14 protein-coding genes are annotated in these 16,768 nt (G+C 72.3%); all 14 read left to right on the top strand.

Annotated features, from left to right (window positions below):
- Positions 1-325: 325 nt before the first annotated feature.
- The 14 genes from AB0K21_RS34190 to AB0K21_RS34125 all read left to right on the top strand — a co-directional run bounded on the left by AB0K21_RS34190 (position 326) and on the right by AB0K21_RS34125 (position 16,768).
- Positions 326-1,336 (top strand): oxidoreductase, encoded by a 1,011-nt coding sequence (locus AB0K21_RS34190; RefSeq protein WP_343971546.1) that lies wholly within the window; start codon positions 326-328, stop codon positions 1,334-1,336.
- Complete coding sequence (locus AB0K21_RS34185) at positions 1,317-2,252, top strand: TIM barrel protein (protein WP_343971543.1); 936 nt, start codon at positions 1,317-1,319, stop codon at positions 2,250-2,252. The genes AB0K21_RS34190 and AB0K21_RS34185 overlap by 20 nt, the downstream gene beginning before the upstream one ends.
- Positions 2,249-3,562 (top strand): M20/M25/M40 family metallo-hydrolase, encoded by a 1,314-nt coding sequence (locus AB0K21_RS34180; RefSeq protein ID WP_364155802.1) that lies wholly within the window; start codon positions 2,249-2,251, stop codon positions 3,560-3,562. The genes AB0K21_RS34185 and AB0K21_RS34180 overlap by 4 nt, the downstream gene beginning before the upstream one ends.
- A complete protein-coding gene (locus AB0K21_RS34175; protein WP_364155800.1) occupies positions 3,559-4,707 on the top strand; it encodes an Ldh family oxidoreductase in 1,149 nt (382 codons plus the stop codon). The genes AB0K21_RS34180 and AB0K21_RS34175 overlap by 4 nt, the downstream gene beginning before the upstream one ends.
- Complete coding sequence (locus AB0K21_RS34170) at positions 4,704-5,627, top strand: Gfo/Idh/MocA family oxidoreductase (RefSeq protein WP_343971534.1); 924 nt, start codon at positions 4,704-4,706, stop codon at positions 5,625-5,627. Before AB0K21_RS34175 ends, AB0K21_RS34170 begins: the two co-directional genes overlap by 4 nt.
- The gene (locus AB0K21_RS34165) at positions 5,624-6,088 is read left to right on the top strand and encodes a hypothetical protein (protein ID WP_343971531.1); all 465 of its coding nucleotides are present in this window, start codon (positions 5,624-5,626) and stop codon (positions 6,086-6,088) included. Before AB0K21_RS34170 ends, AB0K21_RS34165 begins: the two co-directional genes overlap by 4 nt.
- A 239-nt stretch (positions 6,089-6,327) precedes the next feature.
- Positions 6,328-6,855, top strand: coding sequence for an EF-hand domain-containing protein (locus AB0K21_RS34160; protein WP_343971528.1), 528 nt, complete (start codon positions 6,328-6,330; stop codon positions 6,853-6,855).
- 165 nt (positions 6,856-7,020) lie between these two features.
- Positions 7,021-8,226 carry a DegT/DnrJ/EryC1/StrS family aminotransferase gene (locus AB0K21_RS34155; RefSeq protein ID WP_343971525.1) on the top strand — a complete coding sequence of 402 codons (1,206 nt, stop codon included), beginning with the start codon at positions 7,021-7,023 and terminating at the stop codon, positions 8,224-8,226.
- Complete coding sequence (locus tag AB0K21_RS34150) at positions 8,223-9,374, top strand: DegT/DnrJ/EryC1/StrS family aminotransferase (protein WP_364155796.1); 1,152 nt, start codon at positions 8,223-8,225, stop codon at positions 9,372-9,374. Before AB0K21_RS34155 ends, AB0K21_RS34150 begins: the two co-directional genes overlap by 4 nt.
- Positions 9,371-10,366: a UbiA family prenyltransferase gene (locus AB0K21_RS34145; RefSeq protein WP_343971520.1), complete on the top strand. Its 996-nt coding sequence runs from the start codon at positions 9,371-9,373 to the stop codon at positions 10,364-10,366. The genes AB0K21_RS34150 and AB0K21_RS34145 overlap by 4 nt, the downstream gene beginning before the upstream one ends.
- Positions 10,363-11,697 (top strand): FAD-dependent oxidoreductase, encoded by a 1,335-nt coding sequence (locus AB0K21_RS34140; RefSeq protein WP_343971517.1) that lies wholly within the window; start codon positions 10,363-10,365, stop codon positions 11,695-11,697. Before AB0K21_RS34145 ends, AB0K21_RS34140 begins: the two co-directional genes overlap by 4 nt.
- Positions 11,698-11,763: 66 nt before the next feature.
- Positions 11,764-13,371, top strand: a complete 1,608-nt coding sequence (locus AB0K21_RS34135) for a class I adenylate-forming enzyme family protein (RefSeq protein WP_343971514.1) — start codon at positions 11,764-11,766, stop codon at positions 13,369-13,371.
- Positions 13,362-15,098, top strand: coding sequence for a CoA transferase (locus tag AB0K21_RS34130; RefSeq protein ID WP_343971511.1), 1,737 nt, complete (start codon positions 13,362-13,364; stop codon positions 15,096-15,098). Before AB0K21_RS34135 ends, AB0K21_RS34130 begins: the two co-directional genes overlap by 10 nt.
- Positions 15,095-16,768 carry a class I adenylate-forming enzyme family protein gene (locus tag AB0K21_RS34125; protein WP_343971508.1) on the top strand — a complete coding sequence of 558 codons (1,674 nt, stop codon included), beginning with the start codon at positions 15,095-15,097 and terminating at the stop codon, positions 16,766-16,768. Before AB0K21_RS34130 ends, AB0K21_RS34125 begins: the two co-directional genes overlap by 4 nt.

The raw sequence follows: 16,768 nt of genomic DNA, 5'->3' as shown, positions 1-16,768 counted from the left end.
TCTCACCAGGGCGGGACCGGATGGGACCGCCGGGGAGTGGAGTCGTTCTCTCTCGCCGTCGGTTTCGAAGGGAATCGACGAAGTCGCCGACGACTCCCGCCGATCCTCCTGACTCTTTTATCGCCGGCCTTCGCAAGGCGGTGGTCCGAAGCCTGATGCGGTACGGGTTGATGAGGTTTTCTCGGTGGCGTCGAAACCGTTCGCCCGAGGACTCCGCCGAACGCCTGACATGAATCTGGATGGCCGAGCAAGCATATTTCGGAGATATGTGACAGGCACCCCGGAAAGGCGCTGATGCGGCATGTTACATACTTTCATTCTTGGCATGGGCAGGGCTGGAGAAGGGCTGCATCTACCGGCGCTGTCCCGGGTGCGCGCCGCGATCCCGGACCTGCTCGCCCCCGGGCGGGTCGTCGTCCACGACCCGTTCCGGCCTCCCCCCGATGTCGCCGGCGTGGTCGCGGTCGGCACCCTGGAGGAGGCGGCCGGGCACACTCCCCCCCACCGCACCGTGGTCCATCTGTGCACCCCGCCGCATATTCGCTCGGGGGTGCTGGAGCGGCTGGCCGAGCTCGGCTACCGCAAGATCATCATCGAGAAGCCGCTGGCCCTGGACCTGATGGGCCTGGCGGCCATCGCGCGCACGAGGCGACGCTGGGGTCTGGACATCACCGTCGCCACCCACTGGCTGCACAGCTCGCTGACCCGCCGCCTGCGCGCGGCGGTGGACTCGGGGGAGTTCGGCAGGCTGCGCGGCATCCGTGTGGTGCAGAACAAGCCCCGGTTCACCCGCAGCGCGGCGGTCCCCGGCCACCCCACCGCCTTCGACGTCGAGATGCCGCACGCGCTCGCCGTGGTGCTCACCCTGGCCGGCGGTGCCCGGATCGCCGGTGCCTCCTGGACGGACATGGTGACCGACCAACTCAGGTTGCCCCGCCTGGGCCGCGCCAGGCTCCGGTTGGATCACCATTCCGGCGTGCACACCGAGATCGACTCGGACCTGACCTCGCCCGTGCGCGAGCGCCGTATCACTCTGGACTTCGAGGGGGCGACCCTCATCGGTCACTATCCGTGCAGCGACGCGGACCACACCGCCCAGCTCCGGGTGGTGATCGAGGGCCGAGATCAGATCTGCTCGGTGTTCGCCGACGACGCCCTGTCCGCCTTCGTCCGCAGCGCCTACACGCGCTACGCCCGGTTTCCCTCCGTGCCGGGGACGCTGCCGGTGCAGATCGACGCCGTCCGGCTGCTCAACGAGGCCAAGGATCTGTGCGCCGCGCACGAGCCGGACACCGCCCAGCACAAGGAGGTCCGGCGTGTCCACGGCGTCCGCTGAGCACACGCCCGTTCCAGCCGGCGGACGACCGCCGAGCGGAGTCGTGCCGGCGGGGATCGGCGACGAGGCGGCCCCCGACCTGCCCGGCCAGCTCGCCGCTCTGGACGATTTGGGCTGGAGGCACCTGGAGCTGCGCACCATCGGCGGCCTCCCCATCGCGAGGCTGGACGAGGCCACTTTCGCCCACTCGGCGGAGCGCATCCGGGCGGCCGGTGTCACCGTGGTCTGCGTCGCCTCCAAGATCGGTGACTGGTCCCGACCGGTGACCGGCGACTTCGCCCTCGACCTGGCCGAACTGGATGTCCTTGCCCGACGCTGCGCCGTTCTGGGAACCCGCCTGGTGCGTGTCATGTCCTACCCCTCGGGTGGTCTGCCCGAGGCCGAATGGGGCCGTCGCGCCCGTCGGCGGCTGCGTGAGCTGGCGCGGCGCGCCGAGGACGCCGGGCTGCTGCTGGCGCACGAGAACTGCGCGGGCTGGGCGGGCGATCGCGCCGAACGAATGCTGGACCTGGTGACCGGCGTCGGCAGCCCGGCGCTGCGGCTGCTGTTCGACGTCGGCAACGGCGTCGCGTATGGATACCCGTCAGCACCGATGCTGGCCGCCGTCGTCCAGCACGTGGTGCACGTGCACGTCAAGGACGCGGTGACCGGTCCGGAGGGCAGGGTCGGCTTCGTCCCGCCGGGCACCGGTGAGGCCCAGGTCGCGAAATGCCTTCGCCTGCTGCTCGCCCATGGCTACACCGGGGCGCTCTCCATCGAGCCGCACCTGCACCTGCGCCCGCACCTCGCCGCGGCGAGCGCCGACGCGGTGCCCGGTGACCCCGGCCGTGGCGACCACGCCGCATTCGTGGCGTACGGGCGTGCGCTGGAACGGCTTGTGGCCCAGGTGGCGGCAACGGCCGGAGAGCTCCGATGACCGCTCCGCCCGCCCGCGCCGTGCCCCCGATCCCGCTCACCCCAGCCGACCGCGACCTGCTGCTGCGGCTGCTGCGGCTGCCCACCGCCGGTCCGCTGGAGACCGGCCCGGAGGCGCCGGCGCCCAGGCTGCGCGAGGCGCAGGCCGACTATCTCCGCGCCGCCGCCGCGATCGGTTTTCGCGCCGTACGCCACGCGCCCGCCGAGAGGGCCGAACTCGACCGCCCCGATGTCCCGGCACCCGTGCGCGCGGCGCTGGACACCCCCGCTTTCCTCGAACACCAGCCCAGCCTGGTGCTGCTGCTGGGGCCCGCCCTGCCGGTCGCCCGCACCGTGATGTTCAACGTGCACCTGGACACCGTCGCCGGATGGCAGCCCGTCCGCTTCGACGGTGAGTGCTTCTACGGTCGCGGCGCGATCGACGCCAAGGGGCCCGCGGTGGCGCTGCTCGCCGGGGTGCGCGTCGCGCGGGCGCTGCGCCCCGCCATCGGCCGTGACATCGGGATTCTGATCCAGGCCGTGGCGGGGGAGGAGGGCGGTGCCATGGGCGTCTTCGGCACCAGGCCGTTGGTGGAGCGCGGCCACACCGGGCGGCTGAACGTCTTCTGCGAGCCCACCCGGCTGAGGTTCCTGCCGCGCGGTACGGCGGCGATGACCGCACGGGTGGTCGTCGACGGGCTGGACGCCGTCGACGACCACCCCGCCCACGGGCACAACGCCAGTGTCCTGCTGGGCTTTCTCGCCCAGTACCTGGGCCGGGCGCTCGACCGGCACGCCGCCGAGGGCGCGGTGTGCGTGGCGGGCCTGCACACGGGCACCCTGCACAACAAGGTCTACGGCGGCGGGTCGCTACTGCTCAACCTCGCCTACGCCTCGGCGGCCGCCGGGCAGCGGCTGGAGCGGGACCTGCGGGCCGCCCTGGCCGACGGCCTCGACGCGTTCGTCACGGCCTTCGCCGGCACGGCACTGTTCGCCAGAACCGCCGCCGAGGCGCACGTCGTCACCCGGCTGGAGTGGCTCAAACGCGGCCTGCCCGTCCTGGACGATCGCGACCACCGAATGCACGCGCTCCTGCGCGACGCGGCCGGGATCGCGCCGTGGCCGCCCGACGAGCCCGCCTTCACCTGCGACGCCATCTGGATGTCGGGGGTAGCCGGGGCCTGCACCGTGGTGCTGGGACCCGGTGACCTCGCCGTCAACAACGCCCACGCCGATGGTGAGTTCGCGCGGGCCGACGAGCTCGCGGAGTTCGCCGCCGCGGTGGCCCGACTACTGCTGGCCTTCACCGACGACACGAACGGACGACCATGAACCAGACCCTGCCGGCCGCGCGGCCGCACCCCGAGCCCGCGTCGCCGGCGCCGAGGACCGTACGGGTGCGCCACGCCGACCTGCTCGGCTTCACCTCGGCGGTGTTCGCCGCCCGAGGTCTGGCACCCGAGCGGGCGCACGAGGCCGCGCGGGCGCTCTGCTACGGCGACCTCACCGGCCTGAACTCGCACGGCCTGGTCAACCTGACCCGGCTCTATCTGCCGTTGTTCGACGAGGGGCGGGTCGACCCCCATGCCGAACCCCGTACGGTCGCCGACCGCGGCGCGGCCGTGCTCATCGACGCCGACCGGGCGCTCGGCCTGTGGGTGGCCGGGGTCGCGATGGACGCGGCGGCCGAACGCGCCGCCGAGTACGGGATCGGTGTGGCGGCCGTGCGCGGGGCCACCCATCTGGGCTGCGCCGGGCACCACGCGCTGCGCGCGGTCACCCGCGGCATGATCGGACTGGTCGCCAGCAACTGTGGTGGCCAGCGCATCGCCAGGCCACCCGGCGGTGCGGTGACGATGCTGGGTACCAACCCGCTCAGCGTCGCCGCCCCGGCGGGCGACCATCCCCCGTTCGTGCTCGACATGAGCACCACCGCGGCCCCCACCGGCCGTATCCGTCAGGCCGCCCGCGCCGGGCGACCCGTCCCCGAAGGATTGCTCCGCGACGACGAGGGCGTCTCCGTCACCGACCCCGCCGCCTTCGACGCCGGGCGGGCACACCTGATGTGGCTGGGGGGCGAGGCCGGGCAGTACAAGGGGTTCGGGCTGGGCATCGCGGTGGAGGTGCTGGCCGCGCTGGTGCCAGGTGCCGGGCTGGGCGCGCATCCCGACGCACTCGTGGGCGACGGCGGGCCGGGCGGGCGCGACGACGACATCGGCTTCTTCGTGGCGGCCGTCGCGCCGGGTGCGTTGCGCGAGGGGGCCGAGGCCGACGCGAACGTCCTGTTCGGCACGTTGCTGGCCTGCCCGCCCGTCGACCGGGCGAAGCCGGTGCGCTACCCCGGTTGGCACGAACACCGGCGTGCCGAGGAACATATGAGTACGGGGGTCCCGCTGGACGCGACGGTGTACGCCGAACTGGCGGAGGTCGCGGCAGATGCCGGCCTTGCCGTACCGGACGTCCTGGCGGAGCGATGACGGTTCCGTTGCGGATCGGGGTCGTCGGCCTCGGTGTGATCTCCCGTTTCTACCTCGCGGCGCTGCGCGGCTCTGCGACGCTGCGGCTGAGCGCGGTGTGCGACCGCGATCCGGCGGTGCTGGCCGCGCGGACCGGCTCGGTGCCCGTCTACACCGACCATCTGCGGCTGCTGGACGAGGTACGTCCGGACGCGGTGGTGGTCACCGTGCCGAACGACGCGCACGCGCGCGTGTGCGCGGACGCGCTGGAGCGTGGAGTGGCCGTGTGTGTGGAGAAGCCGCTCGCGTTGGACACGGAGCAGGGCGTCTCGCTGGCGCGGCTGGCCGCGCGTGGGGACGTTCCGTTGTTCACCGCCTTCCACCGCAGGTACAACCACGCGGTCGGCCGGTTGCGAGCCGGGCTCACCGGGGCACGGGTCGAGAAGCTGACGGTGCGCTACCTGGAACGCATCGAGGAGCACGCGGGGGCGGACACCTGGTATCTGGACGCGCGGCGGTGCGGCGGCGGATGTGTCGCCGACAACGGCCCCAACGCGTTCGATCTGGTCGAGTCGCTGCTGGGGTCGGCCGAGGTGGTGTCCGCGCGGATCACCCGTGACGCGGCGGACACCGATCGGCAGGCCGACATCGGACTGCGCGCCGGGGCGGCGTCGGTGCGGGTGCTGCTCGACTGGTCCTATCCGGGCGAGCGCAAGGACATCGAAGTCCTGCTGGCCGACGGCCGAACGCTCTACGCCGACATGCTGACGGGCCATCCGGGGTTCAAGAACTCTCTGTGGCACGAGTACGTGGGGGTGCTGCGGGCGTTCGAAGAGCGGGTCCGGAACGGCGCGGGGGACGGTGACGGCGGGCTGCCCGCCCTACGTCTCGTCGAGGACGTCTATCGGCTGGCGGCGGCCACCAGAAAGGAGCCGGTGTGAACCCGTACGAGGACGGCCCCAAGCGTGAGGTCACCGCGACCCTGGTGAAGCTGCTGGTCCACCGTCGGACGGACCGGGGTATGCGACTCGAACCGTACGCGAGCCGGTGCGTGCGAGCCGGTGAGGTGCACGAGCTGGTCGTCACCGACCACGCCGAGACCGCGGCCGGGGCCAGGATCGACCGTGTCGGTTTTCTCGGCTTCGTCGAGATCGCCACGGCGGGTGTGCTCGACCGTGGTGACGAGGTCTGGATCGGCCGGCGCCGAATCGGTGTGCTGCTCGGGTTCGACGGCTGCCACTTCCCCAATCACTACAACGTGCTCATCCATGCCGATCCGATGGTCACCGGCCGGGACCTGAATCTGGCACCTGAGATGTCGCTGGTATTCCGGCAGGGCATGCCCGGAAGCATGGACGAGTCCGGTGCCGGCGCGTCCGATTTCACGGTGATCAGGCTATGAGAATTGATCGATATTCGCATATCGGCGTACGGCTGTTTATGTCCAGCTGTTCCCTTTTTGGATGCCTCACCAGATAAAGCCGTGGCACTTTCTTGGTTCCGCGTTTACGGATCGTCACTCACGGTTATAAGTCCATTGCGGAGAGTGGTGAATTTCAAAGGATGGAATTCTGCTGCTGACTCTGCTCATCCCTGGCGCTCATCCATTGGGCTGCCCAAAATTCTCGGGAAAGGACTCAAATGGCCGCAGGTACCAAGCAGAGCAGTCGTCTGGAAGAGCGTTTCCGCCTCTGGGACTCGGACGGCGACGGTGTGATCGAGCGCTCGGACTTCGAATCCGAGGCCGACGACATCGTCACCGGCCTGGGCGCTCAGGGCACCCCGAAGGGCGCCGAGCTCCGGCAGGTCTACCTGGCCATGTTCGACCGCCTGTCCAGGGCCGCGGGCACTCCCCAGATGGACAAGGGCCAGTTCATCCAGGCCGCCAACCAGGAGATCATCAGCAAGGGCGACGCCGGATTCGCCAGCGTGGTGGGTCCCACCATCCAGGCCATCGTCAACGTCCTGGACGGCGACGGCGACGGCGAGATCAGCCAGACGGAGATGACCAAGTGGTTCGAGGCCATCGGTCTTGAGCCGGACGTGGCCGCCCAGTCGTTCCAGGAACTGGACACCGACGGCACCGGCCGGCTCTCCGTGACGGAGCTGATCGACGCGGTTCGCGACTACCACCTCGGCAAGAACGACATCCCCCTGCTGGGCCGCTGATCCAGACGCGTCCGCCGTGCGCCCGTCGTGCGGCTGCCCGGAGGCGCCCCGGACAGCCCACGGCGGGTGCGACCGGACGCGCGAAACCGACGCGTAGCCTTCCGCGCCATGCCGCCGTGCTCTCTGGACCTGCTCTCCCCGACCATGCCGCACAGGAAGAGAGCCATGGAGAAGATCCTCCCTCCTCCCACGACATCCCCGGCGCGAACCGAACCCGCGCCCATCCCCTTCTTCACCCAGGCCACGTCGTTCGGTGAGCTGTGGCCCGAGATCCGCGCTCACTGCGTCGACATCCTGGACCGGGGCAAGTTCTCGCACGGCGCCAAGGTCGCGGAGTTCGAGGGGGCGCTCGCCCGGTGGACCGGCGCGAGACACGTCGTCGGTGTCAACTCCGGCACCGACGCGCTGGTGTTGCTGCTGCGCGCCGCCGGACTGCGCCCCGGAGACGAGGTCATCGTCCCCGCCTACACCTTCATCGCCACGGCCGGCTCGGTGGTGCTCGCCGGAGGCGTGCCCGTCTTCGCGGACATCGAGGAGCACGGGTACGGGATCGATCCGCGGTCCGTGGAAGCCGTGGTGACCCCCCGCAGCCGGATGGTCATGCCGGTGCACCTGTTCGACCGCCTCGCGGACATGCGGGGCGTGCACGCGGTGGCGCGAAGACACGGGCTGACCGTCCTGGAGGACAGCGCCGAAGCCATCGGCATGCGTCTGGACGGCACGCACGCCGGGCTGCTCGGCGTCGGCGGAGTGCTGTCGTTCTTCCCGACCAAGACCCTCGGCGCCATCGGTGACGCCGGGGCGCTGCTCACCGACGACGACGCCGTCGCCGAGACCGCGCGGGCGCTACGCCATCACGGTCGCGGCGGACGCACCCTGGACCACTTCCCCGGTATCGCCAACCCCACGGTGCTCTCCGGCCTCAACAGCAAGATGGACGATATCCAGGCCGCCGTCCTGCTCACCAAACTCGCTCGCCTCGACGCCGACATCGTCCGCCGAGACGAGCTCTCGGCGCGCTACGACGACCGGCTGCGCGGTGTCCCGGGGGTGTACGCGGTTCCAGGAGCCGTCCCACCACACCCCGGCGGCAACCGGGTCTGTTACGTCCATCTCATCGAGGTCAGAGATCGAGACGCCCTCGTCGCGCATCTGGCGGCCAAGGGGATCGAGTCCGAAACCTACTATCCGGTTCCGATGCATCTCCAGCCGTGCTTCGCGCATCTGGGACACGCCCCCGGCGACTTCCCACGTGCCGAGGCGGCCTGCGCGAGAGCCCTCGCGCTACCGCTCTATCCCGACCTGGCCGAGTGGCAGGTGGACCGGGTGTGCGACGAGGTCGAGAACTTCTACGCGGGAGGACGACGGTGACCACCCCGACCACCGCGACCATCCCCTTCTTTCCGGCCGACCTGTTCGAGGAGGAGCGTGACGCACTGCTGGAGACGGTGCGCGTCATCGGTACCGCCGCCTCCCAGAGGTTCATCCTGGGCGAGCACACGGCACGATTCGAGCGAGAACTGCGCGATCGGCTGGGGGCCGGCGACGTCGTCGCCTGCTCCAGCGGCACGGCCGCCCTCACCCTGGTGCTGAACGCCATGGGAGTCGGCCCCGGTGACGAGGTGGTGGTGCCCGCCTTCGGCTGCGCGCCACTGGCCGCGACCGTCGTCAACATCGGTGCCCGGCCGGTTTTCGCCGACATCGACCCGGTGCGGCTGACCATGGACCCCGCCGCCGCCGAGGCACTCATCACCCCGCGCACCAAGGCGCTGATGCCGGCGCACATGTTCTCGACGATGGCGGACATGCCCCGCTTCCGTGAGCTGGCCGACCGGTACGACCTGCGCCTGCTGGAGGACTCGGCGGTCGCGCAGGGCGGCACGCTGCTGGGACGTCCCGCGGGTCGCTGGGGCGACGCGGGCGTTTACTCGTTCGTGCAGGTCAAAACATTCGGGATGCCGGGTGAGGGCGGTGTGGTGGTCACCGACGACGCCGACCTGGCCACGCGCGTGCGGATGCTGCGCAATCACGGCCAGGACGGCACGCGCCGATTCGTCCACCACCGCATCGGGCACAACAGCCGCTTCGACGAGGTGATGGCCGCCTTCCAGACGCATCGGCTGGCCGGTCTGGACCGACGGCTGGCACGCCGGGCGGATATCGCCGACTACTACTCCACCCGGTTCGCCTCCCTGGCCGCCCTCGGGGTGTCGGCACCTCCCGTCGGCGGTGACGGACGCTGCCACTACGTCTACACGGTGCTGGCCACCCACCGCGAGGCGCTCAGAGCACACCTGGCCGAGCGCGGCGTCGACTCGCACGTCTACTACCCGCGTACCCTTCCCGCCCAGCCCGCGTTCGCGCCGCACGCGCCCCGCGACACACATTGGCCCAACGCCGCCTCGGCCGCCCGGCGCAACCTCGCCCTGCCGCTGTATCCGCATCTCAGCGACATCCAGCTGGAACACATCGCCGACACCGTCTGCGCCTTCGCCCACGAAACCCGGGGAGCACGATGACCGATCAGTTCACCGGCAGGGAAACCGGCGGGCAAACGGAGTCCGGTCCGGCCGCGACCGCACGCGGTACCCTCACGGCCTACGCGCGTCTGGCCAAGCTCGATGTCTACGACTACTACATCGGCCTGCCACTGGTGTGGACGCTGCTCGCTCCCGCCGTCCGGTGGGAGCCGGGCGTCATCGGCCTGCTGGTGCTGATCTGCCTCGCCGAGATCGCCGTGGTGGCCGCCATGGTCGGCTTCGACGACATCACCGGCTACCGCGACGGCAGCGACGCGGCCAACTACGGCGCCGATGCCGCAAGGCGACGCCTGGCCAGGAAACCGCTGGTCGCCGGCACGCTCACCGAGGCGCAGGCACTCCGTTTCGCCTGGGCGGCGACCGCGCTCGGCGTGGTGCTGTGGGCGCTGGCGGTGGCGGTGGCACCACACCGCCCGCCGTGGGCGGTCGTGCTGACGGCGGTGTGCGTCGTGGCGTCGGTGCAGTACTCCTGGGGGCTGAAGATCAGCTATCGAGGATTTCAGGAGATCTTCCTGATCGGCCTGGGCGTCGGCTGGGTGCTGGTGCCGTACGGCCTGCTCACCGGCGAGGTGACCGATCTGGTTCTCGTGCAGGCACTGCTGTTCGGATTCGGGCCGATGCTGTTCGGGCTCTACTCCAACACCCACGACATCGACGGAGACCGTCGCGCCGGGCGCGTCACCGTCGCGGCCCTGGTGCCCGCCGGGGTCAACACGGCGTTCATCACCGTGATGACCGCCGCCGCGGTCCTGCTCATCGTCGCCGGCCCCCTCGTCGGCGCCGTGCCCTGGTGGTTACCGGTCGTCCTGGTGCCGGTTCTCGCCATGCGCGCGACCCACCTGGTAATCGGCTCCGTGCGAGGTGACATCCTGCGCGCCCGGCGGATCGCCATTCGCGCCCACCGGGTCACCGTGATCCTGCTGGTCATCGCGAATCTGGCCGCCCCGCTGCTCGCCGGCACCGCCACATGACCTCCGCATTGGACGTCGCGGTGGTCGGCGCGGGTCCCGCCGGACTGGCCGCCGCCTACGCGCTCGCCGAGGCGGGGTGCTCGGTAAGAGTCTTCGAGGCCGCCGACGCGGTCGGCGGGCGGATGCGCACCCTGCGCGCCCACGGCTGTCTGATCGACACCGGAGCCGAGATGCTCCCCTCTGCCGCGGGTTACCCGGCCACCTGGAGGCTCATCGCCGCCCTCGGCCTGGACGCCGACCCCGAGGCCGTGCCCCGGGTGCGCGACGCGCTCGCCGTATGGCGCGGCGGCCGCTCCAGGCCACACGTCGGCCGCCCGCTGGGACTGCTCACCGGGGCGGGGCTGCCGCCACGCGCGCGGGTGGACCTGTTCCGCCTCCAGACGCGCCTGGCCCGGTTCGGCGACCTCGATCCTGACCGTCCGGAGCGCGGCCCGCTGGGCTCCGCCACCGTCGCCGACCTCGTCAGGCGCTACCATCCCGACCTTCGCGACTACCTCATCCAACCGTTGGTCGCCGGATTCTTCGGATGGGATCCCGAGCGCGCCGCGGCGGCTCCGTTCGCCGCGCATCTGACGGCTTCGGGCAGCACGAACGGCTGGCACACCTACCGCGACGGCATGGACACCCTCGCCCGCGCGCTGGCCGCGCGGCTCGACGTGGTCACCGGGCATACCGTGACCCGGGTGGTCGCGGACCCCGGTGAGGTCCGGCTGGAGTCACCCGGCGGCACCGTCACCGCCCGCTCGGCGGTACTGGCGGTGCCCGCTCCCGTCGCGGCACGCCTGCACACGGACGCCCCGCCGGTCGAACGCGCCTACCGGGACGCGTGCGGCTATGCGCCCATGCTCCGTCTCACCCTGGTCCTGGACCGGCCGATGGCCCCCACGGGCGTACGGCGCGGCTTCGCCACCCTCGTCCCCGCCGCCGAGGACCCCCTGGTCAACGTGATCACCGTGGATCACCACAAGCATCCCGGGCGGGTGCCCGCAGGGCGCGGCCTGGTGTCGCTCGTCGCCTCACCCCGGGGCACCGCCGAACTGATCGACGCCTCCGACGAGGAGGTGACGGACCGGCTCACCGCCCGTGCCGAACACTTCGTGCCGGGGGTGGCCGCGTGCGTCACCTCCGCCCACGTGCATCGGTTCCGGTACGGCCTGCCCGAGGCGACACCGCGCGCTCTCGAACTGCGCGCCGCGTTCGAGGCCCGTCCGGCCTCGGCGGTGGAGTACGCGGGCGACTGGACGGCGCTGCGCCCGTGCAGCGAGGGTGCGGTCGCCTCCGCCGCGCGGGCCGCCGCGCGGGTGCTCGCCCACCTGTCGCCCGCCGGCTGACCGGGGTCGTCCGCCGCGGCCACGCCGTGGCCGCCCGTCCCCACCCCCGAACCGGAAGGCGAGTAGATGACACTCCTCACCAAGCCCATCGAGTTGGGCACCCTGTTCGACGATCTGGCCGACCGGGGCCACACCACGGCCGTGCATCTGAGCCGGCCGCTGGACATCGCGCCCGCGCTGGGCTCCGCGCTGAACATTCCCGGCCTGGCCGGGCTCGTTCGCGATGTCGCCGGGTGGCTCGCAGCCGCCGGGGTGCGGCGCGGAGACCGGGTCGCCATCGCCAAGCGCAACCACTGGGACTACGTGCTGCTGAACTGCGCGGCGGCACGCATCGGCGCGGTGCCCGCGTCGCTCTCCGCGAACCTGGCCCCCGACGTGCTGGAGACGCTGCTGAAGCGGCTGGAGCCGGCCCTCCTGGTCACCGATTCCGCGCTGCTGGCGTCGAGCCGCGAGGCCGGCACCGACCTGACCGGTTTCGCCACCAGGACCCTGCTCGTCGACGGCGCGGCCGAGGGCACCCTGTCCATCGACGATGTGCGCGGCCATACCGTGCCGCCCGCGTACCGCCCGCCCGCCGACGACCCGCTGGCCATCATGCACACCTCCGGCACCACCGGCGTGCCCAAACTCGTCGTCCACTCCACCCGTACGATCATGCGTCGCCTGGCCGGGTTCGAGGCACACCGCTGGCCGGTGCTCGGCAGCCGTCCCGGCGACACCGTGGCCAGTGCGATCTCCTTCGCGCACGGCCGCGCGCTGGCCCAGGCCGCGAGCGTGCTGTGGCTGGCCCCCGCCAAACTCCTGGCGGTCTGCGCCCCCGACTGGGCCGAGGCGGGCCCGTTCCTGCACCGGCATCGGCCCACCACCCTCGAAGCACTGCCCGCGACCTACGTGCGCTGGCAGCGCCACGCCGAGGAGCAGGGCGGTCCGTTCGAGCGCGTCCGTCTCTACATCAGCACCTTCGACGCCATGCACCCGCCCACCGTGCGCGCCTTCCTCCACGCCACGCGGCACCGCCGCCCGGTGTGGTTGCAGGGCTGGGGTCAGAGCGAGACCGGTCCGCTGACCTTCCGGTTCCTCACCCGGCGTGCCATGGCCACCGCGCACGACCGGCACCCCACCACCCGCGACCTCGGCCATCCGATCCCCACCCGCACCCGGCTGCGCGTCATGGATCCCGAGACGCTGCGACCGGTGCCGCGAGGCGCCACCGGCCTGGTGTACTGCCGGACCAAGGCACTGTGCCTCGGATACGTCGGCGAACAGAGCCGCTGGCAGGACAAGCGGGCGGGCGAGTGGTGGAACACCGGCGACGTCGGCGCCCTCACCCGCACCGGCGGCATGCGTTTCGTGGATCGGGAGGTGGACGCCATCCCCGAGGGAAGCTGCGTCGAGTTGGAGGACGTCATCGACGACCGTATCCCCGAGGTGCTGGAGTGCGTCATCCTGAGCGTCCCCGAGCGCCCCTCCCTGCCCGTCGTGGTCACCGAGAACGGCGCACTCGATCTCGGATCGTGGCGGCGCGCCACCGCGGATCTGCCGCGACTGGCCGACCCCGTGGTGCTGACCTGGGATGAGGTACCGCGCACCGGTACCGGCAAGGTCCGCAGGATGGCCCTGCGCGACCGGCTCGGCGAGATGCGGGAGACCCACGGGACGGGCCGGTGGACGTAGTCCGGTCCGGGGTGGCGGCGGACCGGCCGCTGGCGGGGACGGTCGTGCGCGCGCTCGGCGACTCACCCGCGCTGCGGGTCGCCGTACGGCGGCTGCGCGCGCTGGGCTGTGCCGTCGAGACAGGGAGCGAGTCGCCGCCGGACGGGGCCCCCGCGGGGTGGCTGGGCGTCACCCGCCTTCCGTTCACGGTGACGGGCGGTGCGCTGCCCGAGTGCCGGATCGGCTGGTCAGGACCCGTGGCCGTGCCCATGGCCGGCGAACACGACGTGCAGGCCGCCTGCGGGATCATGCAGGTCCACGGGCGGGCCGCCGGCGGGCCACGACCGCTGCGGGTGGACTACGTCTCCGTGTGCGCCGGGGTGCTCGCGGTCCAGGCGGTCAGCGCGGGTGTGCTGGCCCTGCTGCGCGGCGGGCCGGCCCTGGCGGCGGCCACCTCGGCCGCCCAGGCGGCACTGCTGGCTCTCACCCAGTACGTCGCCGCGGCCACCGCCGAGCCCGGTCCCTGCTCACCCGGCCCGGCCGGGTCAGCGGGGTACGGTGCCCCGCTCTTCCGCTCGGCGGACGGTGTGCGTTTCGAGATCGAGACGCTCGACGCCGAGGACTGGCGGTGTTTCTGGACGGAACTGGGTGCGGGCCCCGCCGCGGTCGCGACGGGCTGGCCGCCGTTCCAACAGCGCTTCGCCACCGCGACGTGCCCGCTGCCCACCGCACTCGGGACGGCGGCGGCCGCGCTGGACTACCGGACCGTGCGAGTCGTGGCCGAGCGCAGCGGCGTCAGCGTGCTGCCGGTGCGGGCCGCCGACGCCCCCGGCCTTCTTCCCCCCGCCCCGGCGTCACCGTGGCGGCTGCGCGGGCAGGTCGTCACCGGCCCGGCGTCCGCCCTTCCGCCACTCGGTCCGCATGACCGCGCCCCGCTGGCCGGATTGCGGGTCGTGGAGGCCACCAGCAGGGTGCAGGGCCCGCTCTCGGGGCACCTGCTCGGCCTGCTCGGCGCCGAGGTCGTCCGGCTCGAACCGCCGGGAGGTGATCCCATGCGGGGAGTTCCGCCCATGGCGGGAGAGTGCTCGGCCAGGTTCCAGGCGCTGAACCGGGGAAAGCGGGTGGTCGAGGCCGATCTGAAGTCCGCACCTGGCCGTCGTGCCGCCCTGCGGCTCGTCGCCGCCGCGGACGTGTTCCTGCACAACTGGCCACCGGGCCGCGCGGCCCGGCTCGGCCTGGACCACGAGGCTCTCGCCGCCGTACGGCCCTGTCTGGTTCACGCGCACGCCGGGGGCTGGGCGGATCTCCTGCCCGAGCCCCAGCCGTTGGCCACCGACTACCTGGTGCAGGCGTACTGCGGAGTGGCGGCCCTGGTCGGTGGTCCCGGCGAGCCGCCCGCGCCGACCCTGCTGACCCTCACCGATGTGCTGGGCGGGCTCATCAGCGCGGAGGGGGTCGTCGCCGCGCTGCTGGCCCGCTCCCGCACCGGTGCGGGGGTGCGCGCGGAGACGGCCCTGGTCGACGCGGCCCGTCTGATCCGCGACGCCACCGCCCCGCACGGCAGGGGGGATGCCACGCGCACCGGTGCCGAGGTCGGCGCCGTCGCCGTGGTGACCGACCTGGCCGAGATGGCCGCCGACCCCGCGTTCTCGACCGCGCTCGACATCGGCGGCGAGGCCGTCTACAGCCGCGCACCGTGGACGTTCGTCCCGGCCACCGCGCCCCTTTGGTTGGAGAACACCCGATGAGACCCGTCAATGCGCCGCCCTGGACCTCCGCCAACGGCATCGTCCTGGCCGATCGCGTTCCCGGACGGCTGCGCGCGGAGTGGACCGCGCGTGGACTGTGCCCCGGCCGGGATCTGTACACCCTGTTCGGGGAGCATGTCCGGATGGCGCCCGGCCGTCCCGCGGTCATCGACGAGGCGGGCACCCTCGACTACGCCGCGCTGGATATCCGGGTCCGCCGCGCCGCCGCCGCCCTGTCCGGGGCGGGCTGGGGCTCGGCTGACATCATCGGCGTCCTGCTGCCCAACGGACGCGACGCGGTGGTGGCCGAGCTCGCGGTCGCGGCGATCGGCGCGGTGGCATTGCCCATCCCCGATGCCCGGGGGCTTCGCGACGTCGTCGCCCTGCTTGCCAGGTCCCGGGCCGGAGCCCTCATCACCGTCCCGGCCATGGTCGAGGCGACCCGCGACCGGCGGTGCGAGATGCCGCACCTTCGCGAACTGTGGACGTTCGGCCGGCCCGTGACAGGGGCACGCGGACTGGACCGTCCCGGAGGGAACGAGGTCCGGCGCTGGCGTCCCACCCGTCTCGCCCCGGAGGCGCCCGCACGCATCCTGGTCTCCTCGGGCTCGGAGGCCGAACCCAAGATGGTCGCCTACTCGCACAACGCGATGGCGGGCGGGCGGGGCAACTACCTGGCGGCGCTGCGGTTCGGCCCGGAGCCGATGCGCAATCTGCTGCTGGTCTCCCTGGCGTCCTCGTTCGGGTCCTGTGGGACCTCGGTGACCCTGGCCAGGCACGGCGGCACCCTGGTGCTGCTGTCCCGCTACGACCCCGCCGCCGCGCTGCGCGCGATCGAGCGGCACCGCCCCACCCACGTGCTCGGTGTACCCACGATGCTGCGCCGCATGGCCGATCTCGACGGTCATGCCGACGCGGATCTGTCGTCCCTGCGGGCCGTGATCGCCAGCGGGGCGCCGTTGCATCAGGAGGCGTGGGACGCCTGTGTACGGCGGTTCGACCGGCCTGTCGTCAACGTGTACGGGTCCACCGACGGTGTCAACTGCCATACGGGAGGCGACCCCGGCCGGTGGCGTCCCGGGCTGGCCGGTCGCCCCGCCCCCGACGTGACCGAGGTGACCGTCCGGGACCGCGAAGGGCGACCGGTGCCCGCCGGGGAGATCGGGGAGATCTGGGCGCTGGGACCGATGAGCCCGCTGTGCCACGTGGCGGCACCCGAACTGGACGACCGCTATCGGGCCGCGGGCGGGTGGGTGCGCACCGGCGACCTGGGCCGGTTGGAAGCCGACGGCACGCTGTGGGTCGTCGGCCGGATCCGGCGAGTGGTGGTCAGGGGCGGGCTCAACATCTCTCCGCTCGAAGTGGAGCGCGAACTCGGCACCCACCCCGACATAGCGGACGTGTGCTGCGTTCCGGTCCCCGACCCGGACCTGGGCGAGCGCCTGTGCGCGTGTGTGGCCTCGAAGAACGGCGTCCCGCCGCCATCCCCGGCCGTACTGACCGCCTACCTGCGCGACGAGCGCGGCCTGGAGCCGCGCAAACTGCCCGAACGGTTCGTGGTGCTGCCCGAACTGCCGCTCGGCCCGACCGGCAAGGTCTGCGCCGCCACCCTCGCCCGCATCGCGGCCGAGTCCGCCGTTCCCGGCTCTCTCATACCGACCGAGGAGTAG

This window comes from Streptosporangium sp. NPDC049248, from assembly GCF_040678965.1.
GTDB classification, from domain to species: Bacteria; Actinomycetota; Actinomycetes; order Streptosporangiales; family Streptosporangiaceae; genus Streptosporangium; species Streptosporangium fukuiense.
This window is presented reverse-complemented; position numbering and strand designations above follow the sequence as displayed.

Bases quoted from the DNA above. Each gene is read 5' to 3' on its own strand.
- AB0K21_RS34155 (WP_343971525.1), top strand. From the start codon at position 7,021: ATGGAGAAGATCCTCCCTCCTCCCACGACATCCCCGGCGCGAACCGAA.
- AB0K21_RS34160 (WP_343971528.1), top strand. From the start codon at position 6,328: ATGGCCGCAGGTACCAAGCAGAGCAGTCGTCTGGAAGAGCGTTTCCGC.
- AB0K21_RS34190 (WP_343971546.1), top strand. From the start codon at position 326: ATGGGCAGGGCTGGAGAAGGGCTGCATCTACCGGCGCTGTCCCGGGTG.
- AB0K21_RS34170 (WP_343971534.1), top strand. From the start codon at position 4,704: ATGACGGTTCCGTTGCGGATCGGGGTCGTCGGCCTCGGTGTGATCTCC.
- AB0K21_RS34180 (WP_364155802.1), top strand. From the start codon at position 2,249: ATGACCGCTCCGCCCGCCCGCGCCGTGCCCCCGATCCCGCTCACCCCA.
- AB0K21_RS34140 (WP_343971517.1), top strand. From the start codon at position 10,363: ATGACCTCCGCATTGGACGTCGCGGTGGTCGGCGCGGGTCCCGCCGGA.
- AB0K21_RS34145 (WP_343971520.1), top strand. From the start codon at position 9,371: ATGACCGATCAGTTCACCGGCAGGGAAACCGGCGGGCAAACGGAGTCC.
- AB0K21_RS34135 (WP_343971514.1), top strand. From the start codon at position 11,764: ATGACACTCCTCACCAAGCCCATCGAGTTGGGCACCCTGTTCGACGAT.
- AB0K21_RS34125 (WP_343971508.1), top strand. From the start codon at position 15,095: ATGAGACCCGTCAATGCGCCGCCCTGGACCTCCGCCAACGGCATCGTC.
- AB0K21_RS34175 (WP_364155800.1), top strand. From the start codon at position 3,559: ATGAACCAGACCCTGCCGGCCGCGCGGCCGCACCCCGAGCCCGCGTCG.